A 25,706-nucleotide genomic window follows, 5' to 3' on the forward strand; every position below is an offset into this window, starting at 1 on the left:
ACGAGTTCCAGAAGTTCAGCGTCGTCAACCTGGTCGACCTTGTTCAGGAACACAACGATCGCAGGAACGCCAACCTGACGAGCCAGAAGGATGTGCTCGCGCGTCTGCGGCATCGGGCCGTCAGCAGCAGAGCAAACCAGAATCGCGCCGTCCATCTGCGCTGCGCCCGTGATCATGTTCTTGACGTAGTCGGCGTGGCCGGGGCAGTCAACGTGGGCGTAGTGACGGTTCGCCGTCTCATACTCAACGTGAGCCGTCGAAATCGTGATACCACGCGCCTTCTCTTCCGGAGCAGCGTCGATCTGGTCGTACGCCTTGAACTCGCCGAAGTACTTCGTGATCGCTGCCGTCAGAGACGTCTTGCCATGGTCAACGTGGCCAATCGTGCCGATGTTCACATGCGGCTTGGTACGCTCAAACTTGCTCTTTGCCATTTCAGGCTCTCCATCATAGTCCCCACAATGTGGGGGTAATACCTAAGTTGTTTCGTTCAAAGGGTTACCCCGGTCACTTCTGACCGGAGTACTTTGCCTGAATTTCCTGAGCCACGTTGTTCGGGACAGGTGCGTAATGATCGAAGACCATCGAATACTGCGCGCGGCCCTGAGACATGGAGCGCAGGTTGTCGACGTACTTGAACATGTTCGCCAGCGGCACATGCGCGTTGATCACGATCGCAATGCCGCGCTGTTCCTGGCCCTGAATCTGGCCGCGACGCGAGTTCAGATCGCCGATAACGTCACCGACGTAATCCTCAGGCGTAACAACTTCCACCTTCATCATCGGCTCAAGCAACTGAGCACCAGCCTTCTTGGCAGCTTCACGGAAGCATGCACGAGAAGCGATTTCGAAGGCGAGAACCGACGAGTCGACGTCGTGGAAGGCACCGTCGATGAGCGTCGCCTTGACGCCGAGCATCGGGAAGCCAGCCAATGGGCCGGAAGACAGAACGCTTTCGATACCCTTCTGAACGCCCGGGATGTACTCCTTCGGAACTGCACCACCGACGATCTTCGACTCGAACTTGAAGTCTTCGCCATCCGGGTTCGGTTCGAAGACGATCTTGACGCGCGCAAACTGACCGGTACCACCAGACTGCTTTTTGTGCGTATAGTCTTCTTCGTGCTGACGCGTGATGGTTTCACGGTATGCAACCTGCGGAGCACCAACGTTGGCTTCAACCTTGAATTCGCGACGCATACGGTCGACGATGATGTCGAGGTGAAGTTCGCCCATGCCGGCGATGATGGTCTGACCGGATTCCTGGTCGGTCTTGACGCGGAAGGACGGATCTTCTGCGGCCAGTCGGTTCAGGGCAAGGCCCATCTTTTCCTGGTCGCCCTTGGACTTCGGCTCGATCGCGATCTGGATGACCGGCTCCGGGAACTCCATGCGCTCAAGGATAACTGGCTTCAACGGATCGCAAAGCGTATCACCCGTTGTGGTTTCCTTCAGACCAGCAAGCGCCACGATGTCGCCCGCAAAGGCTTCTTCGATGTCTTCACGACTGTTCGAATGCATCTGAAGCATACGACCGACACGCTCGCGCTTGTCCTTGACCGTATTGATAACCGACGAACCCTTTTCGAGCTTGCCGGAGTAAATACGTGCAAACGTCAGCGAACCGACGAAGGGGTCGTTCATGATCTTGAACGCAAGCATGGAAAGCGGCTCGGAGTCATCTGCATGACGCTCGATTTCAGCTTCCGTCTTAAAGTCGATGCCCTTGATCGCCGGGATGTCGAGCGGCGAAGGCAGGTAGTCGACAACGGCGTCGAGAAGAGGCTGAACGCCCTTGTTCTTGAACGCGGTACCGCAGAACATTGGATGGAACTTGACGTCGATCGTGCCGCGACGAACGAGTTCGCGGATCTTGTCGTTGTCAGGCATCTCGCCGTTCAGATAGGCTTCCATCGCTTCTTCGTCGATCTCGACAACTGTCTCGATCAGCTTTTCGCGATATTCAGCAGCCTTGTCCTTCAGGTCGTCCGGAATCTCAACGACGTCCCACTGAGCGCCGAGAGATTCGTCGCGCCATACGAGAGCATTCATCTCGATCAGGTCGACAACGCCCTTGAATTCGGTTTCAGCACCGATCGGAAGCTGCATGACAACTGCAGTCGCTCCAAGACGAGTCTTGATCATTTCAACCGAGCGATAGAAGTCCGCGCCGGTCTTATCCATCTTGTTGCAGAAGATCATCCGCGGGACGTTGTACTTTTCAGCCTGACGCCAAACAGTTTCCGTCTGCGGCTCAACGCCAGCGTTGGCATCGAGCAGAGCGATCGCACCGTCAAGAACGCGCAGAGAACGTTCTACTTCGATCGTGAAGTCAACGTGTCCGGGCGTGTCGATGATGTTGAACCGACGCATCTTGCCATCACGACCCTTCCAGAACGTGGTCGTCGCGGCAGACGTGATGGTGATACCACGCTCCTGCTCCTGCTCCATCCAGTCCATGGTCGCGGCGCCGTCGTGAACTTCGCCGATCTTGTGCGACTTACCGGTGTAATACAGGATACGCTCGGTGGTCGTGGTCTTGCCGGCGTCGATGTGCGCCATAATACCGAAATTTCGGTAGTCTTCGATTTTATACTCGCGAGCCATAGGACTGCCTTTCGAACTTCGATCGGATGAAGATTACCAACGGTAATGCGAGAACGCGCGGTTCGCGTCGGCCATCTTGTGAGTGTCTTCACGCTTCTTAACTGCGCTACCACGGTTGTTTGCAGCGTCGAGCAACTCGCCCGACAGACGATCAACCATGGTCGTTTCATTGCGCTTGCGCGCAGCAGCGATCAGCCAGCGAATTGCCAGCGCCTGGCGGCGCTCGGGACGTACGTCAACCGGAACCTGGTACGTTGCACCACCAACGCGGCGCGAACGAACTTCTACGTGCGGAGCAACATTCTCCAGCGCCTGATGGAAAACCTGCAGGGGCTCCTGCTTCGACTTTCCCTGGACTGCATCGAACGCACCGTAGACGATGGTTTCGGCAACAGACTTCTTGCCATGCAACATGATGGCATTCATGAACTTCGTGACAACCAGATCGCCGAACTTTGGATCCGGATTGATCTCACGCTTTTCTGCTTTATGACGTCTTGACATACTTCTGTCTCTTTATCTGGCTGAACGCCCTAGTACGCGGAGGACCTCGCGCGGCGCCGCTGACTGAATTGATTACTTAGGACGCTTCGCGCCGTACTTGGAGCGGCGCTGCTTGCGGTTCTTCACGCCCTGCGTATCGAGAACACCGCGGATGATGTGGTAACGCACACCCGGCAAGTCCTTTACGCGGCCGCCACGAATCATGACGACAGAGTGCTCCTGAAGGTTATGGCCTTCACCCGGGATGTAGCCGATGACTTCGAAGCCATTGGTCAAACGGATCTTGGCAACCTTACGCAGAGCCGAGTTAGGCTTCTTCGGGGTCGTTGTGTAAACGCGTGTGCAAACGCCGCGCTTCTGTGGATTTTCCTGCAGAGCAGGAACCTTGTTGCGCTTAACCTGTGCCTGGCGAGGCTTGCGGATCAGCTGGTTTACGGTAGGCATATACCCATCCCTTATAATATTTGTTTCAAGACCCTTGCGGGCCAATCTCACACCGTGTCCGGCCCCGCGCACATTTCCACATGCACAAAACGTGGCCGACCCGAAATTCCGGATTGACCACCCAAGGCAGAGGACGCATCACCTGCGTCATGCGTGCAAATTCGTGTCTTCAACGTGCGTTATGGAACCTTGCTTGAAGCCATGTTGCGGACGAGTCGTCCTCAACGGGTAAGCTTCACATCGCTTCCGATGCGCGGCGTTTACTGTTTTACCCTGTAGACGTCAAGGCCGAAATCGGTATTTACCCCGTAAGGACCGGGGATTCGCTGGGTTCGAGCGTCTAACATCGCTGAACAGAGCCGATAATCGTAAGCCCGTATGTCAGTCTTCGCGGCTGAAGCGGCCGCCATACACCGGTCTTCAAACGTTGCTTGGATAGGCCGAGCCGATCCTCATCACTTGAAGACGAGCCATAGCGGATTCTAGAGAAGCATTTGTCGGACTCGAAGTCACCAAAATAGTGAATGCGATTGCTATCGCTGAACCCGGGAGGGAGAGGTTCGCTTTGGGGTGAAGTTGACGTACTCGATACCGGCATACGCCGCATCTTCCACCGCATAGCTGCGAGGTTTTACCGCGTTCATTGCCGCTACGAGGTCGGTGCGACCAGATATGGTCTGCATCGACTCATCCGATCGCTTGGCCATGAAGGTGTGGTCGTCGCGCCTTCCTTGATTCCCAGAAAGCCAGGTGACAGATTAAAGACGAACCGTTGGGATGCACTCGCGCTGGTCCGGCTACTCAGGAACGGCGAGCTTACTGCGATGTGAGTTCCCGAGGTAAGTAGGGCTGGACGATGCGATACCTGCGCTGGCTGCAGGAGCAACAATTCGATCATCCGGCACAGCAGATCGCCTTTGAGGAGATGGTCGAGGGGGCAACCGCCGCTACCCATTTTTGACAGGCGGGCTCCAGCTGCATACGGATGGGCGCACACGATGGTGCTTGCTGTCGATTATCAGCCATTCGAGATCAGCTTCGCGCGCCAGAACAGCGAGCATCTCATCAAGAACGCCCATCTCAATCCAGCGATAGTAACGCCGCTTGATAGAGCCATAGTCCCCAAGTCGTTCGGACAGGTCGCACCACGAGCTCGGCGAGAGGATCTCGCCGGGCCGAAGCGCGTCTATGTCGCGAATTCAGGCGATTGGCCCTTTGATCTGGTCGAGCGCTTCACACAGGTCAGACGGTAAGCTTATCATCAAAGTTCGCAAAGTGATCATCGCCTGCGACTTAGCCCTTATAGCACTGTCTCGGGCGACCTTGATGTGCCGGATGATTTCCGATGATCCAGTTTGTGCCTTTGCCAGAGCTATCGTTTGGCCGTTAAGAACCGATCGTGCAGCGCTTTCAGCGTCGAGGCTGTCTGATTTGCGATAGCGATAGCGATAGCGGAGTTGTCGGTTAGGACGCATCACGCGACCCCGAGCACTGCGCGATGTTCGTCGATGAAGGAAATCATCGCGTCAATGAGCGCTCGAGTGCCGCCATCGCGAAATATGCATATGCCTTGCGCAATAGCTCGTTTACCTGAAGAAGCTCGCGGTTCTGCCGTTCAAGAGCCTTCATCTTCTCGGCCACATCGCTTGGCAGCCCCTGCACTCTTGCCGCTATAGGCAGAGCAACCCTGTTAAGGCTTGGGTAAAACCGATGATCAAATCGTTGTGTAACATCAGAAATCAATTTTTGATCACGCTTCCTGCATTTTAGGCTTTCAGTTTCGATTAATTTTAATCTACTATCAACCTCCGGGCTACAGGGATGGGGTCGATATGGCGATTCAGGGACGTATTTTCGTGTTCGGTTTGGTGCTTTTCACTATTTGCTTGCCTTTGGCCGCAAAGAAGGCCGAAGCTGACGCCCGCCAGCATAATACGGCTTTGATGGCCAAGGTTCGTGCTTAGACTTAGATCATCGCTCGTTCAGTCGACTTGAGTGGAACATAGTTGATTGCTTAATTGGCTGAAAGCTGACCTGAAATTATATACGCAAATATAAGTTTAAACAAAGCATTATAAGTCGAAAATGTGCGGGCACTGGACGGGCTTCAGCGAACTTGATCAAGCAGGCGCTTGCATTCTAGTAGATCGAAAAGCGCTTCCTGCAGCAAAGCCCGATCGTCTTTGGCGATGGAGCTTTTGCCAATCGAGATCTCATCATCAACTCCCCCCCCAAATCCGAAGAAGCGGCCACTCGGTTTAGCCTTTGGCTTGCCGAGCAATTGATCTTCATCTGCATGGCTTAGGCCCTTCGGCTCCTCGTGCCGGTCGCTATTAGCGGCCATGATGGCTTCCATCGTCGCCATATCACCCATGGCGATTGCCGTAACAAACTTGTTGCCATTCGACTTCAGAAGCTTCTGAACGCCCTTTATGGTATAGCCGTGATCGTAGAGAAGATGGCGAATACCCTTCAAAAGATCGATATCTTCCGGGCGGTAGTAGCGCCGTCCACCACCCCTTTTCATCGGTTTGATTTGCGGAAAGCGGGTTTCCCAGAAGCGCAATACATGCTGCGGAAGATCAAGATCATCCGCAACTTCGCTAATCGTCCGGAACGCGTCGGGGCTTTTGTCCACGTTTACATCTCTCCGAGAAACCGTCGGAACGAATCATAATAACGGATAAACTCATACAGCATTTCGGCGGCACTGCACCATAGGATCAAGTGCCGCGGCGACCAACCAACAGAGTTTATGCTTACGATGTCGCGCTCATCACGAAGCCGGGTTCGCCGGTTTCTGTTTTGCTCTGCGAGAGAGATGTGACTTCAGAATTCTCTGCTTCAGGACGTTCGATGCTTTGAAAGTCATCACGCGACGAGGTGAAATCGGAACCTCTTCGCCAGTCTTCGGGTTGCGACCTATGCGCTCATTCTTCGAGCGGACCTGAAATGTCGCAAATGAGGACAGCTTTACTGTCTCGCCGCGCACGATGGCGTTGCAGATCTCATCGATCACCGTTTCCACCAACTCGGCGGACTCCGTTCTGGACAGGCCGACCTTGCGAAACACCGACTCTGCCAAATCTGCCCGTGTTACTGTTTTGCCAACCATGATCCTCGCCCGTCTGAAGCTATATTGATCAATTTTTTCAAACACTATGTGCGTTAATGCCTAGGGTCAAGCGCCTCTCTTACTGCTTCTACCAACGGACCAGCAAAGCACCCCAAGTAAAGCCCCCGCCCATGGCTTCGAGCATCACAAGATCGCCTTGCTTGATCCGGCCATCCCTGGCCGCTACCGACAGGGCTAGTGGAATGGATGCCGCCGAGGTGTTGCCATGCAGATCGACTGTAACCACAACCTTTTCGAGAGGGATTCCCAGCTTTTTCGCTGAACCGTCGATGATTCTACGATTCGCCTGATGGGGCACAAGCCAGTTCAGATCCTCAGCCGTGGTGCCGGTCGCTTCAAAAGCAGCGACGATAACATCCGTAATCATGCCGACGGCGTGCTTGAAGACCTCACGGCCTTCCATCCGCAGATGACCGACTGTGCCACTCGTCGACGGCCCACCGTCGACATATAGCTTTTCCTTGTGCGAGCCGTCAGAACGCAGATGAGACGTCAGAACGCCGCGATCAGACACTTTGCCTTCCTGTTCCTGCGCTTCCAGAACCAGCGCACCCGCGCCATCGCCGAAGAGAACGCAGGTTGTGCGATCCGTCCAGTCCAGAATGCGGGAGAAGGTCTCCGCCCCGATGACCAGGGCACGCTTCGCCATGCCTGCCCGCAAATGTGCATCGGCGGTGGCCATGGCATAAACAAAGCCTGTGCAGACGGCCTGCACGTCGAAGGCATAGCCCTTGGTCATACCAAGGCGGTTCTGAATATTGACGGCAGTCGCCGGAAACGTGTTGTCCGGCGTCGAGGTCGCAACGATCACCAGATCGATGTCCTCCGGCGTCAATCCTGCGCGCTGCAGAGCGTCCCGCGCTGCGGCTTCACCCAGAGAGGCGGTGGTCTCGCCTTCGCCTGCAATATAGCGCTGGCGGATCCCGGTTCGCTGTACAATCCAGTCGTCGGAGGTTTCGACAAGGCTTTCCATTTCCTTGTTTGTGACCACGCGTTGGGGGAGTGCGGATCCGAACCCGCGTACGACAGAGCGAATCATCTGATGCAAATTCCTTTGGTCACGCCGCTTCTTCCGGGCCTGCAGGAGGCAGGCGGCGAGCATGATATGTTTTCAAATCCTGTACGATCTTCTGGTTCAGCGAGTTCCGCACCATGTCGTATCCCACATCGATGGCGGCTGCGTAACCTTCTGCATCTGTTCCACCATGGCTCTTGATCACGATGCCATTCAAGCCAAGAAACACACCGCCATTGACCTTGCGTGGATCCATCTTTTCGCGAAGCCGGTCGAACGCGCCTTTTGCAAAAAGATAACCGATTTTTGACATCAATGTGCGCGACATCGCGGAGCGAAGCAATTCCGCCATTTGCTTGGCCGTACCTTCCGCCGTCTTCAACGCGATGTTGCCGGTGAAACCTTCGGTTACCACAACGTCCACAACCCCACGTCCGATATCATCACCTTCAACAAAACCGTGGTAGGATATAGTCGACAGATTGGCTTCCCGCAGCATGCGCCCGGCCTCCTTGACCTCCTCCTGTCCTTTGACCTCCTCGACGCCGACATTCAGCAGTCCCACCGTCGGCTTCTCGATCTCGAACAGCGCGCGGGCCATCGCTCCGCCCATGAGCGCAAAATCCAGCAACTGTTGGGCATCGGCGCCAATGGTGGCGCCGATATCAAGAACGATACTTTCGCCCTTCAACGTCGGCCAGATACCGGCGATCGCGGGACGTTCGATGTTTTCCATCGTCCGAAGGCAAAATTTGGCCATAGCCATCAACGCGCCGGTGTTGCCGGCGGAAACAACAGCATCGGCCTCACCGGACTTCACAGCCTCAATGGAGCGCCACATGCTCGAGACGTAGCGACCACGCCGCAGGGCGGCGCTTGGCTTTTCGTCCATCATGATTGCAACATCGCAATGGTGGAAAGTCGTACTTTCCTTCAGCTTCGGATATCTGGCAAGAATAGGCTCGCATTCCTGCTGAAGTCCGTACATCACGAACACCACGTCCGGATGCCGTTCCAAAGCCTTGGCTGCACCCGGAATGACCACGGCAGGACCGTAATCACCGCCCATGGCATCAAGAGAAATTCTGATCACGCGTTCCTGGTCCTTCTGCCGCCGGCCTGGCTGTGTCGCGGCCAAAATCTTGGTTCATTCGCCCCATACAACTCATTCGCAAGCGAATGCAAACGCTATTCCTTCTTTTTCCAGTCCTTCAGAACGGCAAACGGGTTTGGCTTGTCGTCCTTCGCTGTTGGATCCGACTCGATATGATCTGCGAATTCGATGCCAGCTTTTCGAGGATAGGGATCAATGCCAAGGGCAACCATTTCCGCAACGGTGGCGCCTGCATCGATGGTGTCGCCCTCGAATGTCTCCGGCAGATCGGGACCATCAGGGTCCAGTACCATTTCAGCGCTTTCGCCTGTCATCATACGCGCAAGCTTGGAGCCTTCAGGCACAAAGATCTGCTCGAAGTCTTCCGATACCACGCTCTCGACGGGCTCCAGCGTCACGACGCAGTTCTGGGTCAAACGGGCAGTGATGTGGCCGCGAACCCGGACTCCATCCTTCTTCCAGCGGGCAATCTGCATTTCCGCGCTGAGTTCTTCCACGGAGGAAACCTTCCAGAGTTCCGCCAGTCCTTCTCGTTCACGCTCGTCTGCAGAAATTCGAACTGTCACCGGATTGGCAGAAATATGCCCAACCTTGACCGCATAGGAAAAAGGCGGTCTGGATCTGGCGTCGGGTGATGTCTTCACTGCAAGTCCTCTTGTCCTGGCACGGGCAACTGCAAGGCACCCCGCGCAATATCATCGTCCGAAAGCGCCGCCAGCCTCTTCTCCGTCCTCAGCGCCCAGGCGGCCAGCCCTTCCATCGAAGGTGCTTCACTCATATCCGGGTGGATGTTCCGGCGCAATGCTTGGGCAAGTGCCGCTCCATCCTCGGCCTGAAGAGCCTCCCCATAGGATTGAACGCGACCGTAGAACATGCCTGCAAACTTCTTCATTCGTTTGGGCACGCTTTGATCGCCGACACCAAGCTCCCGGATGGAATGATCGATATCCTGAAAAAACGCGTCAATGATCTCCTGAGCCAGTTCCTTGCCGCTCTGGCCCGAACTGGATGTTCGCCGGAAAAAGAGAATCATCACCAGCGACAGCATCTCGAACCGACCCATCACAGTATCCGGGACACACAGATTCGAATAAAAGAAGGGGATGCGGGCCGTAGAAGTCAATATCGCGTATTGTCGGTCGACGATGATGCGGTTGCTATTCTTCTTTTTGAAGAGTTTTAAGATCATGGGGCTCGAGACTCGATCATGTTTTTTACGTGATCACACTCTTTGCTGCCAAAGCAGCCAATGAAGGCGCGCCACCTTGTTGCATGGAAACAAAAGGTGGTTTACCGAAGCAGGCACGAATTGCAATGGCGATCGCTATCGGCGAGGCTTCGCGCGAGAATATGGCTGGAAAATGCCGATTGCCGTTGCGGGTTTCGCGGAATAGCCACAATGCTATCGCAGCAGGTTTGCTGTCGTTGAACGGCAGGAAGACATGAGGACAAAGTGTTGAAGAAGCGCGTGTTTGGTTCTGACGTGAATTTGAGAGGCACAGTTGCGGTTGCCGCCGTGGCACTCGCGCTTGGCGTTTCCGGCTGCACCAGCATGGATATTGGGCAGACGATGTACAACGGCTACGTTCTCGACAAGGATTCTCTTGATCTTATTCCAGAGGGATCAAGCCGCGAACAAGTTCTGCTCAGCATGGGTACACCCTCCACCACGGCGACCTTTGATGGCGAAGTCTTTTACTACATCTCGCAGAAACGCCATCGCTCTGCGGCCTTCATGAAACCGAAGCTGGTGGAGCAGACCGTCGTTGCGATCTATTTCAACAAGGAAGGTACTGTCGCCCGGCGCGCGGTCTATACGCTGCAGGATGGCAAGGTGTTTGACACTATCAGCCGCACGACACCGACTGGCGGCCGCGACCTCACCTTCCTGCAACAACTCCTGTCGGGTGGTGGCGGCACAGGCAGCAGTGGTGCAGCGGCCGTACGCAGCATTCTGGGTGGCAACTAACGTACGAACGAATTGCAAATCAAAAAGCCCGCGGCGTCTTCTGATGCTGCGGGCTTTTCCGTTATCGATCAGTCACTCACGCAGCGAGGATCGCCAGAAGCAGCAATGCCACAATATTGGTGATCTTTATCGCCGGATTGACTGCCGGGCCAGCCGTATCCTTGTAAGGGTCACCCACGGTATCGCCGGTCACGGAAGCCTTGTGCGCATCCGATCCCTTCATATGACGCGTGCCATCCTTATCGACGAAGCCATCTTCGAAGCTCTTCTTCGCGTTGTCCCAGGCACCACCACCGGAGGTCATGGAAATTGCGACGAAAAGTCCGTTGATAATGACGCCGAGCAGCGAGGCTCCGAGTGCGGCAAAAGCCGACGCCTTCGATCCCGAAATCAAGAGAACGCCGAAGTAGACAATGACCGGCGCCAGAACCGGGAGCAGCGAAGGCAGTATCATTTCGCGGATTGCGGCCTTGGTGAGCATATCCACCGCGCGACCGTAGTCCGGACGGTCTGTCCCCTGCATGATGCCTGGCTTCTCGCGGAACTGCCTGCGTACCTCTTCCACAACGGCGCTACCTGCCTTTCCGACAGCAGTCATGGCCATCCCACCAAAGAGATAGGGAATAAGACCACCGAAGATCAGGCCCGCAACCACGTAAGGATTTGCAAGACTGAAGGAGATCGCACCCACATCCGCAAAGTACGGATATTTCTGACCATTGGCTGCAAAGTATTGCAAATCGTTGGCATAGGCTGCAAAAAGCACGAGCGCACCGAGACCGGCGGAGCCGATGGCGTACCCCTTGGTCACGGCCTTCGTTGTGTTACCGACGGCGTCGAGCGCATCGGTGGATTTACGCACTTCCGGAGGAAGGCCTGCCATTTCGGCAATCCCGCCGGCATTATCGGTCACCGGGCCGAACGCATCGAGTGCCACGATCATTCCAGCAAGACCAAGCATTGCCGTGACCGCTATCCCGGTGCCGAACAGGCCGCCAAGCTGATAGGTGGTGATGATGCCGCCCACGATGACGATGGCCGGAAGCGCCGTCGATTCGAGCGATACCGCAAGACCCTGGATCACATTGGTGCCGTGGCCGGTGACTGACGCCTGCGCGATGGAATTCACCGGACGCTTGTTGGTGCCCGTATAGTACTCCGTGATCACCACGATCAGAGCCGTCACGACGAGACCGAGTATACCGCAGAAGAACAGGTTGGTTCCGGTTATCTGCTTCTCCGCAACCGTACCGATACTGCCCCAGCCTATCGTGAACGACGTCGCAGCGCCTAGGCCGACGATCGAAAGCACGCCTGTGACGATCAGGCCCTTATAGAGAGCGCCCATGATGGAGCCATTGGCACCGAGTTTGACGAAGAATGTTCCCACGATCGATGTGAGAATGCAGGCTGCGCAGATGGCCAACGGATAGACCATGATCGCAGCGAGGTTGGGCGCGCCGGCAAAGAAGATGGCTGCCAGAACCATGGTTGCGACGACCGATACGGCGTAGGTTTCGAAAAGATCGGCCGCCATGCCAGCGCAATCGCCAACATTGTCCCCAACGTTGTCAGCAATTGTTGCTGGGTTGCGCGGATCATCCTCTGGAATTCCTGCTTCCACCTTGCCGACGAGATCACCACCGACATCGGCACCTTTGGTGAAGATGCCGCCGCCAAGGCGCGCGAAGATGGAAATGAGAGAGGCGCCGAATCCAAGCGCAACCAGAGCATCGATCACTTCACGTGAACCCGGCGCATGGCCGAGACCCGAAGTCAGTATTCCATAGTAGATGGAAACGCCCAACAGAGCCAGGCCCGCAACGAGCATTCCGGTAATGGCGCCAGACTTGAAGGCAATATCAAGACCCGCCGCGAGGCTGTGAGACGACGCCTGCGCTGTGCGAACATTGGCGCGAACCGAGACGTGCATTCCGATGAAGCCTGCAGCCCCGGACAAAACAGCGCCGATAACGAAGCCGATGGCCGCGAGCGCGGACAGTAACCACCATGTTCCCAATGTCACGACAACGCCAACTATGGCGATCGTCATGTACTGGCGCGTCAGATAGGCCTGCGCACCCTCACGAATGTATCCGGCAATTTCCTGCATGCGGGGATTGCCTTGATCCGCCGCCAGAACCGACCGAGTGGCCCAAACAGCGTAGGCCACTGACAAGAACCCGCAGACGATCACTCCCAGTATCACTGTCATACGAATTTCCTCTCCCAATGGACCGGCCACAAGAATTGCGCCGGCGAGAACCATCAGACAGATCCCCTCCCAAGGACATAGGCCTGACAGTCAAGCGCGAGAGTGCGTTCGTTAACAAATCGCGTCAAGGAATAATAAGCGCGAGCATAAGGTCACACAACGAAGACTCAGCACATGTTTGCAGCCAATCAAGCAGAGGCCGCGCGCTTCTGGCGGATGAGCAGCATCAGGATCAGCACGAGGCAAAGAGTCGAAACTGGCCAAATGAACAGGTTCATGAAGCTCCAGCCGTAATTGGTGAAGACCTTGCCGGAAGAGAACGAAGACAGCGCAACCGTTCCAAACAGGAAGATATCGTGAAAGCCCTGCACCTTGTCTGCCTCGTGTGGTCGGTAAGTGGAGGCAACGATCGCCGTTGAGCCGATAAAGCCGAAGTTCCAGCCAATACCGAGCAGGATCAGGGCGCCCCAGAAGTTCCAGAGTTCGATCCCCATGTGCGCGATGACGGCGCAGCCCATGAGCGTGAAAAGACCAAGTGCAACGATCTTCTCAGCCCCAACCCGCGCAATGATCATGCCGGTGAAAAAGCTCGGGCCGAACATGGCGATCACGTGCCACTGGATGCCGAGCGTGGCGAGTTCAGTCGGAAATCCGCAGCCGACAACCATGGCGAGCGGCGCACCGGTCATCACGAAGGTCATGAGCGCATAGGAGCCGACGCCGCAAATCATTCCCGTGACGAAACGCTGGTTGGAGATGATCTCCCTCAACGGCCTGGCAGGCGTATCTGATGATCCGGCTTTCGCCATCGGTGGCAGCTTCAGGAAGGTCAGGATCACAAGGGCGATTGCGCAAAGTGGCAACAAGGCCAGAAACGTTCCGGCAAAAGTTACTGGCGCAAAGATATCCTTAGCCCAGATTGCCAGTTGCGGCCCGATGATTGCTGACACGATGCCAGCCCCCAAGATCCAGGAAATCGCCTTCGGCTTGAAATAGGAGGGCGACGCATCTGCCGCTGCAAAACGGATCTTCTGGGCGAAGCCGCCGCTCATGCCTATCAGCGTGAGTGCCGCTGCAAAGAGCCAGAAATTCATTTGGAAGAGCGCGGCGGTCGCCAGACCGCCACCGACGGCACCTAGCAGCGCACCAACCATGAAAGCGGCTTGGCGCCCAAGGAAACGGGAGAGAATTGCGATGCCGACAGCCCCGAGTGCGGTGCCGATATTGAAGCCTGTCACCGGTGCTGTCGCCAGAGACTTGTCAGCCCCGAGCAGTTGGTAACCTGCCAATGCACCCACGGAGATGCTGAGCGGGGCTGCCGAACCGAGCACCGCTTGCGCACTCGCAAGCAGGAAAACATTGCGTTTGGCGGCACCCAGCTGCCTGTCCAGTGCTGTGCCACCTGCGTTTTCCATGACTTTCGTTCCTGCTACTTCTTCTCGCTGCGAACCTGCTTGGCAATGCGATCGAGAACCGCATTGACGATCTTGGGCTCTTCTCCTTCAAAGAAGGCCTGTGCGATCTCGACATATTCCGTCACGATGACCGCGACCGGGACATCCTTACGGTCAAGGATTTCGAACGTGCCGGCACGAAGAATTGCGCGGAGCGTCGAATCGATGCGCGACAACGGCCAGCCATCCAGAAGCGCGGCACCGATAACCGGGTCAATCTTCAACTGATCGCGAACGACACCGGCGACGATCGCACGAAACCACGAGGGGTCCGCCTTCAGATAGGTATCGCCATCGAGCTCCTGACCAAGACGGTGCTCTTCATATTCGGCAACCACTTCCAGGACACCAGTGCCGCCGATATCCATCTGGTAGAGGGCCTGAACGGCAGCGAGACGGGCGGCGCCGCGTTGGTTTGCTGTTTTGATAGGCTGTGCAGGATCTTTAGACATGGATCAGGCGCCCAGTTTCTCACGAAGCGCAATCATGGTGAGAGCTGCACGCGCAGCAAAACCACCCTTGTCCTTGTCCGACTTGCGGACACGTGCCCAGGCCTGTTCATCATTCTCGACAGTCAGGATGCCATTGCCGATGGCCAGTGACTCCGAGACGGCAAGATCCATCAGCGCACGGGAAGATTCGTTCGCCACGATATCGAAATGATAGGTCTCGCCGCGGATGACCATGCCGAGCGCGATGAAGCCATCATAATTGACGCCACCCTGCTCCGCGGCATCGAGCGCCATGGCAATTGCCGGCGGAATTTCGAGCGCGCCAGGCACAGTGATCAGGTCATACGTGGCGCCAGCCTCTTGCAGGGCGCTGACTGCGCCATCCAGAAGCGCGTCGGCGAAGTCGTCGTAAAAGCGCGCTTCGACAATCAACAGGTGAGGCTTGTGTGAATCGGTCATGGTCGTCCTGGTCGCAATTCTGCGAAATAAGATGTTGGGAGTTGGGCGCGTCAAACCATGCCACGCGTCGAATGGCAAGTGATTTTCCACGGGTCAGCCATGCACGACACACGCGAATGGAGGCCGAAGCGTATTTTCCTCAGTTTTGGTGAACGGCCAGAGGCTAGCTATTCGCCGGGAATTCCGCCAGCCGTGCCGCATAGCGCGCCATTGTATCGACCTCGAAATTGACGAAATCGCCCGCTTTACGATCACCCCAGGTGGTGACTTCGAGTGTGTGGCGTATCAGCAGAATATCGAAATCCGTGCCTTCAACCGCATTCACGGTCAATGAGGTTCCATCAAGCGCCACTGACCCCTTCGGTGCGACAAAGCGAGCGTACTGCTGAGGTGCCCTCAGACGAATACGCACCGCCTCGCCTTCTGACGTGATGGATAGGATCTCGGCCTTTCCGTCCACGTGGCCGGAGACGATGTGACCACCAAGTTCATCGCCAATTTTCAGGGCGCGCTCAAGATTGATACGTGTCCCGACTGTCCACGAAGAGATCGTGGTTAGACGTAGCGCCTCTTCCCAGGCCTCAACTTCATACCAACGCTCGTTGCTGTCGGTTTCCGAGAGCTTCGTTACCGTCAAGCACACACCCGCATGGGCGATCGAGGCGCCGATATCGATGGTGCGAGGATCGTAACTTGTGGTCACGCGCAACCGAATGCCTTCATCCAGCTGCGTGAGGGCGGAAACCGATCCGACGTCTGTTACGATGCCTGTGAACATTCAAATTTCCTCTCGTATTCGCAACACTGGTCTGGGCCGAAGTTCAATCGGCGTACCGGCTTGTAATCCTGCGGTATGTCGTCATGCGTGAGCGGAGATTCAATCCCGCCTTCGCCAATCGCTAACGGGCCTTCAAAGAGCACGATACGGTCGACGAGACCGGCATCCAGAAATGCCTGGGCAACCGTAGCGCCACCTTCAACCAGAACCGATGAAAGGCCTCGATCGGCAAGCCGCGTCAACAGGGTTGGCAAATCGGGTGCATCCAGAATTTCGACACCCGCCTTGATAAGCGCCGGTGCGGTTTCGGCAAACCGGTCTCCAACTGCGATTACCGGAATTTGCTGCGCGCTTGCAACCAGCTTGCCGTCGAGCGGAAGCCGCAGATGACGATCCAGCACGATACGGATCGGAGAACGATGCTCCATCCCTGCAATACGGACATCCAGTTGTGGATCATCGGCGATGGCTGTTCCGATACCGATGAGGATAGCATCCATCTCCGCCCGCATACGGTGCACCTCATGGCGCGAAAGAGGGCCAGTGATGGCGACCTGCCCCTCGCCTCTCCGACCGATCATGCCATCGGTGGAAACGGCAAGTTTCAGAGTCACATAGGGCCGTGCCTTCATCTGCCGCATCAGGTAGGCCCTAAGCGCATCACAGGATTGATCCTGCAAGATGCCTGTTACCACCTCGATGCCCGCACTTTGCAAGATCGCAAGACCCTTGCCGGAAACGCGAGGATCAGGATCCTTCAACCCGACGACAACGCGCACAATGCCCGCCTCGACAAGCGCGTTAGCGCAAGGGGGTGTGCGCCCATAATGAGAACATGGCTCAAGGGTGACATAGGCCACCGCACCCCTTGCCGCCTCTCCAGCCATGGCCAGGGCCTGTGTTTCCGCATGCGGGCGTCCACCGACGGCAGTGACGGCGGATCCGATCACCACACCATTCCTGACGATAAGGCATCCGACGGATGGGTTGGTACCGGTTTGTCCGGTGTGCGTTCGCGACAGCGCGATGGCTTGCGCCATGTAGCGCTCATCATCAGGCGAAGCCGACACGGATCAAGATTCCGCAGTGGAATCACGACCGATCTTGGCTGTGATTTCAGAGATGACCTTTTCGAAGTCATCCGCATGGCTGAAGTCGCGGTAGACGGACGCGTAGCGCACGAATGCTACGTCATCGAGGCTCTTCAAGGCTTCCAGAACCTGCAGACCGATCTGCTCGGAACTGATTTCGCTCTCGCCAGAGCTTTCGAGGCGGCGAACGATACCCGATACCGCGCGCTCAATCCGATCGGCATCGACGGGACGCTTGCGAAGCGCGATCTGGAAAGACCGCACCAGCTTGTTGCGATCGAAAGGAACCTTGCGGCCGGTCTTCTTCACAACCATCAGTTCGCGCAATTGCACGCGTTCGAATGTTGTGAAGCGACCGCCGCAATCCGGGCAGATGCGCCGCCGACGGATGGAGGTGAAATCCTCCGCCGGACGCGAATCCTTGACCTGAGTGTCTTCGGAACCGCAGTAGGGGCAGCGCATCTTAGTTGCCTCTTACATATACGGATACATCGGGAAGCGTTCTGTCAGCGAGACGACCTTGCCGCGCACTGCCTCTTCCACGGCTGCATTGCCTTCATCCGAATTGGCAACCTTCAGACCGTCGAGAACTTCGACGATCAGGTTTCCGATTTCGGTGAATTCTGCTTCCTTGAAGCCGCGCGTGGTACCGGCCGGCGTGCCAAGACGAACGCCGGATGTCACGAATGGCTTCTCAGGGTCGAACGGAATGCCGTTCTTGTTGCAGGTGATGTAGGCGCGGCCGAGAGCTGCTTCCGCACGCTTGCCGGTCGCGTTCTTCTTGCGAAGATCGACCAGCATCAGATGGTTGTCTGTGCCGCCGGACACGATATCGAGATTGTGCTTGATCAGCGTATCGGCCAGAGCCTTCGCGTTCTTCACGACCTGCGCCGCATAATCCTTGAATTCCGGCTGAAGCGCCTCGCCGAAAGCAACAGCCTTGGCAGCGATGACGTGCATCAGCGGACCACCCTGGAGACCGGGGAAGACGGCGGAATTGAACTTCTTCGCCAGATCCTCATGATTCGTCAGGATCATGCCGCCACGCGGACCGCGCAGAGACTTGTGCGTGGTGGTTGTTGCCACATGGCAGTGTGGGAACGGCGACGGATGAACGCCACCGGCCACGAGACCGGCGATATGCGCCATGTCAACCATCAGGTAAGCGCCAACGGAATCTGCGATTTCGCGGAAACGCTTCCAATCCCAGATACGGGAATAGGCGGTACCACCGGCGATGATGAGCTTCGGCTTATGTTCTTCAGCCTTGCGGGCAACTTCGTCAATGTCCAGCTGATGATCTTCTTCACGAACACCGTAGGACACGACATTGAACCACTTGCCGGACATGTTGACCGGCGAACCGTGGGTCAGGTGACCGCCGGAATTCAGGTCGAGACCCATGAAGGTATCGCCCGGCTGAAGCAGCGCGAGGAACACCGCCTGGTTCATCTGCGAACCGGAGTTCGGTTGAACGTTGGCGAAGTTGACGCCGAACAGCTTCTTGGCACGTTCGATGGCGAGTTCTTCCGCGATGTCAACGAACTGGCAACCACCGTAGTAGCGCTTGCCCGGATAGCCTTCAGCATACTTGTTCGTCATGATCGAACCCTGCGCTTCCAGAACGGCGCGCGAAACAATGTTTTCAGAGGCGATCAATTCGATTTCGTGACGTTGACGACCCAGCTCCTTCTCAATCGCACCGAAAATTTCCGGATCGGACTCAGCAAGTGGGCGGGAGAAGAATGCATCTCTATGCGACATGACAGGGCTCCTGGAACAACTGATGCGATGGCGTCTTAACGGTCCGCCATCACAAGCGCAATACGGACAGCGACATTTGCGGATCAATTCCGGACAGGCTTGAAAAGCATCTGATGATTCAATTTCGCTCACCAGAGATTGTTAAAGAAACGAAACCCTCAATCGGACTGCATGTCCACACCCAGATCAGCGAAGGTCCGGTTGAGGGTCAGAAGCAGATCGGAGCGCGCGCCTGTTTCGGTTCCGACGTCGCGCAAATAGCACCGCAGCTCGAAGTTCAGCATGCTGGCGCCAAGGTTTCGCAGGAAGACCTGCGGTGCAGGCTGTGCAAGGATGGCCGGATGGCTTTTCGCAGTATCCAGGAGGATCTGGCGGATGCCGTCGATATCCGCATGGCGCGAAACATTGATCGGAATGATCATGCGCCCTGCCCGCGAGCTCAAGGTCATGTTCTTGACCGTTCCGGCAATCAGGTCGGCATTTGGGATGATGACATCATGGCGGTCGAAGGTTTCGATCCGCGTCGAGCGGACGGCGATCTTCCGCACGATGCCCGAAAAGCCCGATACCTCGATCCAGTCACCCTCCTTGATAGGTCGTTCGATCAGGAGAATGATGCCGGATACGAAGTTCGACACGATGGTCTGCATGCCAAAACCGACGCCGACTGAAAGTGCGCCCGCGATGATGGCGAGATTCGACAGATTAAGCCCTGCAACAGAAATCGCCATAAGGGCAGACAGAATAAACCCGACATAGCCGAGCCCGGTCCGGATCGCGTTGCGCCCTCCGCTATCAATCCTTGTCTTGGGCAGGACAAGGCGCTCGATGAGCCGCTGCATCCAGCGCGTCAGCAGCATGCCAAAAAGAAAGGTTATTATAAGGACAACAAGGACTTTCGGCGACAATTTGGCACCGCCGAGATCCACACCGTTCTGAATGACCCGCCACAGCTCTGCGAGTTCCGCTTCGCGCGCGCCCCAGACAATCGCGATCAGCGGCAGGCTGACCAGGACGATCACTGCCGCAATGACCATGGATGCCAGTTCCAGCGATGATTGCTGACCGCGCAAGGCGCCGCGCACCGGCAGCATCACCACATAGTGTAGGATGAAGGCCAGGCCGAAGATCGCGATACTGCCCATGATGGGTGCGAGCACCGCACGCGCCAGCGGCACGTAACCGATTGCCGCAGCGATAAGGGATAGAACCGCGATAACCTGCACCGCTCGACTGGCGATACGGAAAAAGCCGGGACCGAAGGGAGCATCGTCATCCTCATCCGTCGCTACTTCCAGCGCAACTTTCCGGAGGATCTTTGCGAAGACGAAGAGGATAACGCAGCCAATGACGATGCTGACGCTCTGCAGGGCCGAACTTCCACCCGGCGAGAATGCGAAGTCCTCCGTTAGTCCTTCCATCAGAAGTTCCAGCCCCATGGATCCGGCAAACGCCATGCCGAGCCAATAGCAGGAGCGGGAAAGACCATCGCTCAACCGTATGAGACGCAGTGCAGGCTGGCTGGGCGCGTAGAGGACATTACCAATCGAGTTTGCGATGACAAATGCGATGGCAATCGCGATGGCAGCACCCGAAGTGTTCTGGATCGACTTGATGCCGTCTTCCAGCAGGACTGCCGCGATAACGACAAGACTGGCGGCAATCAGCGAGAAAACCAGCCGGATCACGTGTACGCCGAGAGCCTGCCCGACGAAGCGCACCGATCCTGCAGGCGCCGATATACGCCGTTCGAGATAGACCAGTAGCAAGTGGCCGAGGCAGACCGGCAAAAGAAAGGTTGTGAGCAAAAGCAAGGCGGCTGGAATGAGCCGATCGCCGACAAAATCGAACGGCTCGGTCGATGGCGACCGCAGACGGGTGATATCGTCGGTTATCTTCGCATCCAGCCGAGCGAAATCGCTCATCATGGCCGACCAGCTTGAAGGGAAGAGCGGCGATGGTCTGAGCTCGAAAAGGCTGGTCGCCGACCGCGAACGGACAAGCCTGTCGATTTCCTCGATCAGAACGTTTGCCCGGGCCGATGCCTGCTTGGCGTTCATCACCGGCTCACGCGCCTTGGCCAGTTCGTCGCCCAACTGCTTGCGCCGTGCCGCAACCAGATCCGGCTCCTTGTCATCCTTGCCGGGAGCGGGCCCAAGTGTTGCCAGTTGCGCTTCCAGCAATCGTATGGAAAGCCCTGCCTCGTCGACAATGGCATCGGCGTCTGCCCGCTGGGTAGCCAGTTCGGACCGAAGAACTTCGAAAGCATCGGACGACGCCTCACCCGATTGCAGGGCCTGCTCGGCTCTCTGGGCGGTCCGCGCCCATTCCAGCGCCGGATCTGCGGCTATTGTCTGCGCAGCTGCAATCTTCGGATCGAGCGTCGCAAGGCTGACGAGTGCAACAATAAGCAACAGACAAGGCCTAAACCAAAGCTTGCCCAATTTGATCGCTGCAACATTTCCGTATGGCTTCATGCTGCCCTTGCCCCTCAAATTCCCTCTATCTATCCGGGAAACCAGATGGATCTCTTGAATGCAAGAGCCAATCCTCGATAGTGAAAGTGATGGGGCGAGAAATGAAAAAGGCCGGCCTCGCGAGGAGGTCGGCCTTCCAGACCTGACATATTCAATCTTTTACTGCTGCGGCAGCATGTCCTGTTCGATCGAGCCGGGATTTTGCTCCGTACCGGTCTTGGTCTGCAGTGCGAGTTCAGTTGCACCATCACGCTGGTAGATATCGTCACGGAACTGAACGACACCATCCCTTGCGGACCAGGCCGTGATGTAGACGAAGTAGACCGGAACTTCCTGTGCCAGCTTGATCGGCGTATTTTCGCCCGTTGCGATGACCCGCTCAATTTCCTGGCGGCTCCACGGGGGCGTATCCCGAAGCAGCCAGGTCACGAGATCTCGCACGTTCTGGACACGAACGCAGCCGGACGATTCAAACCGCATCAACTTGTTGAACAACCCCTGCTGCGGGGTGTCATGCATGTACTCGCCGTTTATGTTATGGAAGTTGATCTTAGTCGACGCCATGGCGTTGATCTTGCCCGGGTCCTGACGGAACATCAGGTTTGGTGCCTTCGGCGCATTCCAGTCAACCGTTTCCGGCGCAACTTCCTGGCCCCTTCCGTCAAAGAGACGGATGTTGTTGCGCTTCAGGTAGGTCGGATCCTTGCGCATCAACGGCACAATGTCTTTCTCAACGATCGAGCGGGGAGCCGTCCAGTACGGGTTGAGAATGACTTCGTAAATCTTCGAATTCACAAGATGGGTCGGGCGGTCGATACGGCCGACAATGGCAGTATTGCGAAGAACGACGCGGTCCGATTCGACTGCCTCGATATAGGCCGCTGGAATGTTCACCATGACATGGCGAATGCCCAGATCACCCGCCATCGCTTGCACGCGAACAAGGTTCGTCTGAAGCTGCATCAGGCGCGTTTCTGCCGGAACGTTCAACGCCTTCAGCGTGAACTCACCCAGAACGCCGTCCGCCGGCAGACCATGGCGAACCTGGAAACGCTTGACGGCGCTTTCGACATAGGAATCGAATGATGTTGACATCCCGGCATTGCGCGCAAGGTCGCCGGATATCATCAAGCGCTGACGAAGCTGCTGCACCGCCGGGTCTGCATTGCCAATTCGTAAGCCTGCCTGCCCTGGTGTCACCAGAGGCCAGCCGCCATTCGAGACGATACCCTGATATTCCCCAATCGCCTGCTGAATGTAGCCGGGCGCCTGTGACCCGAGAACGGGATTGTTGGAAACAACATTGACCGTCGCGCGCGAAGCAGCGCTGGCGTCGAACTGATCGTCCCATGCGCCGCGGCGAGGAGCGGAAATGATGTCCTGAAGCGCATCCTGAGCCAGAACCGGCGCAGCCACCGCAGCGGCTCCAAGCGAGACTGCCGACCGCAGGAGCGATCTGCGCGAGATAAGTTCGAAGTTGTTCTTGTTCGACATCACTCAATCCATCTAACCCGACAGCACAGCATCAATGCCTATACCGGATATGGTTAATAAAGCGTGGTGGAGATTAGGCTGTCCCGAATATCCACGTTCTTCATGACGCTGGGAGCCTCTGGATGGAGAGGACAAGTTGCGCCACAACACTTGTTTCGCGGTCCCATAGCAATATGGCCAATTCTTGTCAGGAGCGTTTCGGTCACAGCGGTGTGTAAAATTCGTGACCATATAGATCCAGAAAGCACGAAACCGGACGCGCTGGGCACGTCCGGTTTTCGAAGTGGAGGTCGTCTGTGGCTTTGGCATGGCAGTCCGGTGGATCGGACTGTAGAGCCTCATCACATACGATAAGCAATGGTGTCGTTCCAGAAGCGATCCAGGCGCTGGAGCAGCTTGTTCATCTGGACGAACTCAGGCTCGCCGATGCCGCCCACCTTTTCGATTGAGCCGATGTGGCGCTCGTAGAGCTTACCAACGACTTCTGCAATTTCCTGACCGGTCTTGGTAAGGCTGATACGAACCGAGCGACGGTCGATACGTGAACGCTGGTGATTGATGAAGCCGAGGTCAACGAGCTTCTTGACGTTGTAGGAAACATTCGAGCCGAGGTAGTAGCCACGTGAGCGCAGCTCACCGGCAGTCAGTTCGGAATTGCCGATGTTGAAGAGGAGGAGAGCCTGGACGGCATTGATATCGTCGCGTCCCTGACGATCGAACTCGTCCTTGATCACATCAAGCAGGCGGCGATGCAGGCGCTCGACGAGGTGCAGGGATTCCATGTAAAGGTTGCGAATAGTTTCTTCATGACTATCGGCTGCTGCAGTTGCCTGCGGCTTGATCTGGTTGTTCAACATGTCTGCCTCACTGTTTTGTTTAGCGGTGTTGGTTTTTCTTCCCGCCTTGTGAGTGACACTATCGAATGCTCATAAAATTCGACTTAAAACACAGGGCTAATGAAACCCTAACGCATCTTTTCCCCAGCTCGACCGATTGGCCCCACCCATACCGGAATAATAAATTCTGCTTTTTATTCAGTTGCTTACGTTTAAATTTTTAGCCAAATTCAGCCGTAAAAGCTTGAAAATCAGGGTAAATCAATCCTTACCCGCTCCTCGAACTTCCGCTTTTCTTCCACCCAAAGCGCGATGCGGAACAGGATATACAGCGCAGCAACAAGCCCATGGAGCAGCGGAACAACGAGATTGCGGCCAAAGATTTCGGGCCAGACCTGGTACATGAGGATCTGCGTGCCAGCACCAATGACCCAGAGCACCGGTCCCCAGGATGTCGCCATCCAGAGACCGAGCGATGCGACCGGAAAAACAACCGCCAGCGCCGAGCCTGCGACACGCCAGGGGAGCGTGAGGAGATCGAACCGGGCGCGCCCGCCGAAGGAGTAGCCTACCAGCATGCTCCAATACTGAAGCCCAAACCACAGGCACACAACAGCGGTGCCGCGCAGGAACACGACAAACAGAATTTCAGCGATACTGCGCTTCGGCGAGGCGGGTGAATCAATCTCCATCCATGCAGAATAGCCGCGTTGGGTGCTCCATGCCAGAGCGTGCTCCCCTGCCCCTCGCCTTCAACCTGCTCACATGGTAGGCCATGCACCACAATTGAAATGCAATGAGGTCAGCCATGAGCAACAAGACGCATCTTGTCGATGAGATCACCGGCCACCGTCGCATGCGACGCAACCGAAAGGCGGACTGGACGCGCAGGCTGACCCAGGAAAACCGGGTGACGGTCGATGATCTGATCTGGCCCATTTTCATCATGCCGGGGACAAACATCGTTGATCCGATCAAGGCGATGCCAGGCGTGAACCGCATGAGTGTCGACAAGGCGGTGGAAGCGCTGCGGGAGGCAGCCGAACTTGGCATTCCGGCTGTTGCCCCCTTCCCTGACATTGAAATGGAAAAGCGGGATCCGACTGGCTCGCAGATCCTGGAGCGGGACAATCTCATCAATCAGTTCACACGCGCCGTCAAACAGGCCGTTCCAAACATCGGCATCATCACGGATGTGGCGCTCGATCCCTTCACCAGCCACGGACATGATGGAATTTTACGCGACGGCGTCATCGTCAATGATGAAACCGTGGATCAGGTGTCCCGCGCCGCCGTCATGCAGGCCGATGCCGGAGCCGACATCATCGCGCCGTCGGAAATGATGGATGGACGGATTGGAGCAATTCGCCGAGCGCTTGACGCCGCCGGGCATCAGGATGTCGGCATCATGTCTTACGCCACCAAGTTTTCGTCCGGCTTTTACGGCCCTTACCGCGAGGCCATCAACACCGGCGGTCTGCTGAAGGGCGACAAAAATAGCTATTACATCAACCCGGCCAACGGCACCGAGGCAATGCTCGACGCCGCACTCGATGTAGAAGAAGGCGCCGATATGCTGATGGTGAAGCCTGGGCTTGCCTATCTCGATATCTGCTGGCGCATGAAGGAAGCCTTCGGTCTCCCGACCTACGCCTATCAGGTTTCCGGGGAATATACGCAGATCAAGGCTGCTGCCATGAACGGTTGGATCGATGGCGAGCGTATCATGATGGAGACCTTGCTCTGCTTCAAACGCGCGGGCTGTGACGGTATCCTGACCTATTTCGCGACCGAGGTCGCAAGAAAGCTGGCGCGAAGCTAAAGCACACTTCAGCAAAAGCCATATTGTAGAGTTCATCATGGCTTCCCATATCTCGTGTCGAGAACCGAAGGAGAT

Annotated in this window: 26 protein-coding genes, 3 pseudogenes and 1 other annotated feature; of the genes and pseudogenes, 5 read left to right on the forward strand and 24 right to left on the reverse strand. The window is 56.5% G+C overall.

Annotation, left to right across the window (positions count from 1 at the left end; all coding sequences use genetic code 11):
- The 4 genes from MUU53_RS09140 to rpsL form a co-directional block, all read right to left on the reverse strand.
- On the reverse strand, nt 1-434 hold a 434-nt coding region (locus tag MUU53_RS09140), incomplete at its 3' end, for a GTP-binding protein (protein WP_247260630.1).
- A gap of 73 nt (nt 435-507) precedes the next feature.
- Nucleotides 508-2,607 (reverse strand): elongation factor G, encoded by a 2,100-nt coding sequence (fusA, locus tag MUU53_RS09145; RefSeq protein WP_062553873.1) that lies wholly within the window; start codon nt 2,605-2,607, stop codon nt 508-510.
- Nucleotides 2,608-2,640: 33 nt separating this feature from the next.
- A complete protein-coding gene (gene rpsG / locus MUU53_RS09150; RefSeq protein ID WP_062553872.1) occupies nt 2,641-3,111 on the reverse strand; it encodes a 30S ribosomal protein S7 in 471 nt (156 codons plus the stop codon).
- 72 nt (nt 3,112-3,183) lie between these two features.
- Nucleotides 3,184-3,555: a 30S ribosomal protein S12 gene (rpsL, locus tag MUU53_RS09155; RefSeq protein ID WP_003507760.1), complete on the reverse strand. Its 372-nt coding sequence runs from the start codon at nt 3,553-3,555 to the stop codon at nt 3,184-3,186.
- 472 nt (nt 3,556-4,027) lie between these two features.
- Here rpsL and MUU53_RS23355 point away from each other — a divergent pair.
- Nucleotides 4,028-4,504, forward strand: a pseudogene (locus MUU53_RS23355) (IS110 family transposase); the annotation flags it as partial.
- Here MUU53_RS23355 and MUU53_RS09165 read toward each other — a convergent pair.
- Both MUU53_RS09165 and MUU53_RS09170 read right to left on the reverse strand, forming a co-directional pair.
- Nucleotides 4,502-4,715 (reverse strand): annotated as a pseudogene (locus MUU53_RS09165) (IS5/IS1182 family transposase); the annotation flags it as partial. The pseudogenes MUU53_RS23355 and MUU53_RS09165 sit on opposite strands and share 3 nt — an antisense overlap.
- A gap of 292 nt (nt 4,716-5,007) precedes the next feature.
- Nucleotides 5,008-5,119 (reverse strand) — a sequence feature (AL1L pseudoknot).
- A pseudogene (locus tag MUU53_RS09170) lies at nt 5,036-5,211 on the reverse strand (IS3 family transposase); the annotation flags it as partial. It overlaps the preceding feature by 84 nt.
- 176 nt (nt 5,212-5,387) lie before the next feature.
- Here MUU53_RS09170 and MUU53_RS23195 point away from each other — a divergent pair.
- On the forward strand, nt 5,388-5,519 hold the full coding sequence (locus MUU53_RS23195; protein ID WP_281435057.1) for a hypothetical protein: 132 nt from the start codon (nt 5,388-5,390) through the stop codon (nt 5,517-5,519).
- 143 nt (nt 5,520-5,662) lie between these two features.
- On the opposite strand, the gene MUU53_RS09175 is transcribed toward MUU53_RS23195, so the two are convergent.
- The 6 genes from MUU53_RS09175 to MUU53_RS09200 all read right to left on the reverse strand — a co-directional run bounded on the left by MUU53_RS09175 (nt 5,663) and on the right by MUU53_RS09200 (nt 10,009).
- Entirely contained in the window at nt 5,663-6,193 is a 531-nt protein-coding gene (locus MUU53_RS09175) for a MerR family transcriptional regulator (RefSeq protein WP_247260632.1), read from the reverse strand.
- Between the two features lie 138 nt (nt 6,194-6,331).
- Complete coding sequence (locus MUU53_RS09180) at nt 6,332-6,670, reverse strand: integration host factor subunit alpha (protein ID WP_247260633.1); 339 nt, start codon at nt 6,668-6,670, stop codon at nt 6,332-6,334.
- Between the two features lie 88 nt (nt 6,671-6,758).
- The gene (locus MUU53_RS09185) at nt 6,759-7,730 is read right to left on the reverse strand and encodes a beta-ketoacyl-ACP synthase III (RefSeq protein ID WP_247260634.1); all 972 of its coding nucleotides are present in this window, start codon (nt 7,728-7,730) and stop codon (nt 6,759-6,761) included.
- A 19-nt stretch (nt 7,731-7,749) separates the two neighbouring features.
- A complete protein-coding gene (plsX, locus tag MUU53_RS09190; RefSeq protein WP_247260635.1) occupies nt 7,750-8,799 on the reverse strand; it encodes a phosphate acyltransferase PlsX in 1,050 nt (349 codons plus the stop codon).
- A 95-nt stretch (nt 8,800-8,894) separates the two neighbouring features.
- A complete protein-coding gene (locus tag MUU53_RS09195) occupies nt 8,895-9,464 on the reverse strand; it encodes a YceD family protein (RefSeq protein WP_247260636.1) in 570 nt (189 codons plus the stop codon).
- Nucleotides 9,461-10,009 carry a ubiquinol-cytochrome C chaperone family protein gene (locus tag MUU53_RS09200; RefSeq protein ID WP_247260637.1) on the reverse strand — a complete coding sequence of 183 codons (549 nt, stop codon included), beginning with the start codon at nt 10,007-10,009 and terminating at the stop codon, nt 9,461-9,463. The genes MUU53_RS09195 and MUU53_RS09200 overlap by 4 nt, the downstream gene beginning before the upstream one ends.
- Before the next feature lie 29 nt (nt 10,010-10,038).
- Here MUU53_RS09200 and MUU53_RS09205 point away from each other — a divergent pair, with 29 nt between their 5' ends.
- Together MUU53_RS09205 and MUU53_RS09210 are read left to right on the forward strand one after the other, a co-directional pair.
- Nucleotides 10,039-10,266, forward strand: a complete 228-nt coding sequence (locus MUU53_RS09205; protein ID WP_247260638.1) for a hypothetical protein — start codon at nt 10,039-10,041, stop codon at nt 10,264-10,266.
- A 10-nt stretch (nt 10,267-10,276) separates the two neighbouring features.
- Nucleotides 10,277-10,789: an outer membrane protein assembly factor BamE gene (locus tag MUU53_RS09210; RefSeq protein WP_247260742.1), complete on the forward strand. Its 513-nt coding sequence runs from the start codon at nt 10,277-10,279 to the stop codon at nt 10,787-10,789.
- Between the two features lie 76 nt (nt 10,790-10,865).
- On the opposite strand, the gene MUU53_RS09215 is transcribed toward MUU53_RS09210, so the two are convergent.
- The 12 genes from MUU53_RS09215 to MUU53_RS09270 all read right to left on the reverse strand — a co-directional run bounded on the left by MUU53_RS09215 (nt 10,866) and on the right by MUU53_RS09270 (nt 24,501).
- Nucleotides 10,866-13,004, reverse strand: a complete 2,139-nt coding sequence (locus MUU53_RS09215; RefSeq protein WP_247260743.1) for a sodium-translocating pyrophosphatase — start codon at nt 13,002-13,004, stop codon at nt 10,866-10,868.
- 188 nt (nt 13,005-13,192) lie between these two features.
- A complete protein-coding gene (locus MUU53_RS09220; RefSeq protein ID WP_247260639.1) occupies nt 13,193-14,419 on the reverse strand; it encodes an MFS transporter in 1,227 nt (408 codons plus the stop codon).
- Nucleotides 14,420-14,433: 14 nt separating this feature from the next.
- Nucleotides 14,434-14,910 carry a transcription antitermination factor NusB gene (gene nusB, locus MUU53_RS09225; protein WP_247260640.1) on the reverse strand — a complete coding sequence of 159 codons (477 nt, stop codon included), beginning with the start codon at nt 14,908-14,910 and terminating at the stop codon, nt 14,434-14,436.
- A 3-nt stretch (nt 14,911-14,913) separates the two neighbouring features.
- Nucleotides 14,914-15,369 carry a 6,7-dimethyl-8-ribityllumazine synthase gene (gene ribH / locus MUU53_RS09230; RefSeq protein WP_062552668.1) on the reverse strand — a complete coding sequence of 152 codons (456 nt, stop codon included), beginning with the start codon at nt 15,367-15,369 and terminating at the stop codon, nt 14,914-14,916.
- Between the two features lie 163 nt (nt 15,370-15,532).
- Complete coding sequence (locus tag MUU53_RS09235; protein WP_247260641.1) at nt 15,533-16,147, reverse strand: riboflavin synthase; 615 nt, start codon at nt 16,145-16,147, stop codon at nt 15,533-15,535.
- On the reverse strand, nt 16,129-17,217 hold the full coding sequence (ribD, locus tag MUU53_RS09240; protein ID WP_247260642.1) for a bifunctional diaminohydroxyphosphoribosylaminopyrimidine deaminase/5-amino-6-(5-phosphoribosylamino)uracil reductase RibD: 1,089 nt from the start codon (nt 17,215-17,217) through the stop codon (nt 16,129-16,131). Before ribD ends, MUU53_RS09235 begins: the two co-directional genes overlap by 19 nt.
- Before the next feature lie 3 nt (nt 17,218-17,220).
- Nucleotides 17,221-17,700 (reverse strand): transcriptional regulator NrdR, encoded by a 480-nt coding sequence (gene nrdR / locus MUU53_RS09245; RefSeq protein ID WP_062552671.1) that lies wholly within the window; start codon nt 17,698-17,700, stop codon nt 17,221-17,223.
- 12 nt (nt 17,701-17,712) lie between these two features.
- Nucleotides 17,713-19,002, reverse strand: coding sequence for a serine hydroxymethyltransferase (gene glyA, locus MUU53_RS09250; protein ID WP_247260643.1), 1,290 nt, complete (start codon nt 19,000-19,002; stop codon nt 17,713-17,715).
- 158 nt (nt 19,003-19,160) lie between these two features.
- Nucleotides 19,161-21,416, reverse strand: coding sequence for a DUF3772 domain-containing protein (locus MUU53_RS09255; RefSeq protein WP_247260644.1), 2,256 nt, complete (start codon nt 21,414-21,416; stop codon nt 19,161-19,163).
- Between the two features lie 222 nt (nt 21,417-21,638).
- Nucleotides 21,639-22,973, reverse strand: coding sequence for a L,D-transpeptidase family protein (locus MUU53_RS09260; protein WP_247260645.1), 1,335 nt, complete (start codon nt 22,971-22,973; stop codon nt 21,639-21,641).
- A gap of 341 nt (nt 22,974-23,314) precedes the next feature.
- Nucleotides 23,315-23,827, reverse strand: coding sequence for a transcriptional regulator LdtR (gene ldtR / locus MUU53_RS09265; protein WP_247260744.1), 513 nt, complete (start codon nt 23,825-23,827; stop codon nt 23,315-23,317).
- 233 nt (nt 23,828-24,060) lie between these two features.
- Nucleotides 24,061-24,501, reverse strand: coding sequence for a DUF6163 family protein (locus tag MUU53_RS09270; protein WP_247260646.1), 441 nt, complete (start codon nt 24,499-24,501; stop codon nt 24,061-24,063).
- A gap of 116 nt (nt 24,502-24,617) precedes the next feature.
- On the opposite strand from MUU53_RS09270, the gene hemB reads away from it, so the two are divergent.
- Nucleotides 24,618-25,631, forward strand: a complete 1,014-nt coding sequence (gene hemB / locus MUU53_RS09275) for a porphobilinogen synthase (protein WP_247260647.1) — start codon at nt 24,618-24,620, stop codon at nt 25,629-25,631.
- The last annotated feature ends 75 nt before the right edge of the window (nt 25,632-25,706 follow it).

Source organism: Affinirhizobium lemnae, assembly GCF_022968395.1.
GTDB lineage: Bacteria > Pseudomonadota > Alphaproteobacteria > Rhizobiales > Rhizobiaceae > Neorhizobium > Neorhizobium lemnae.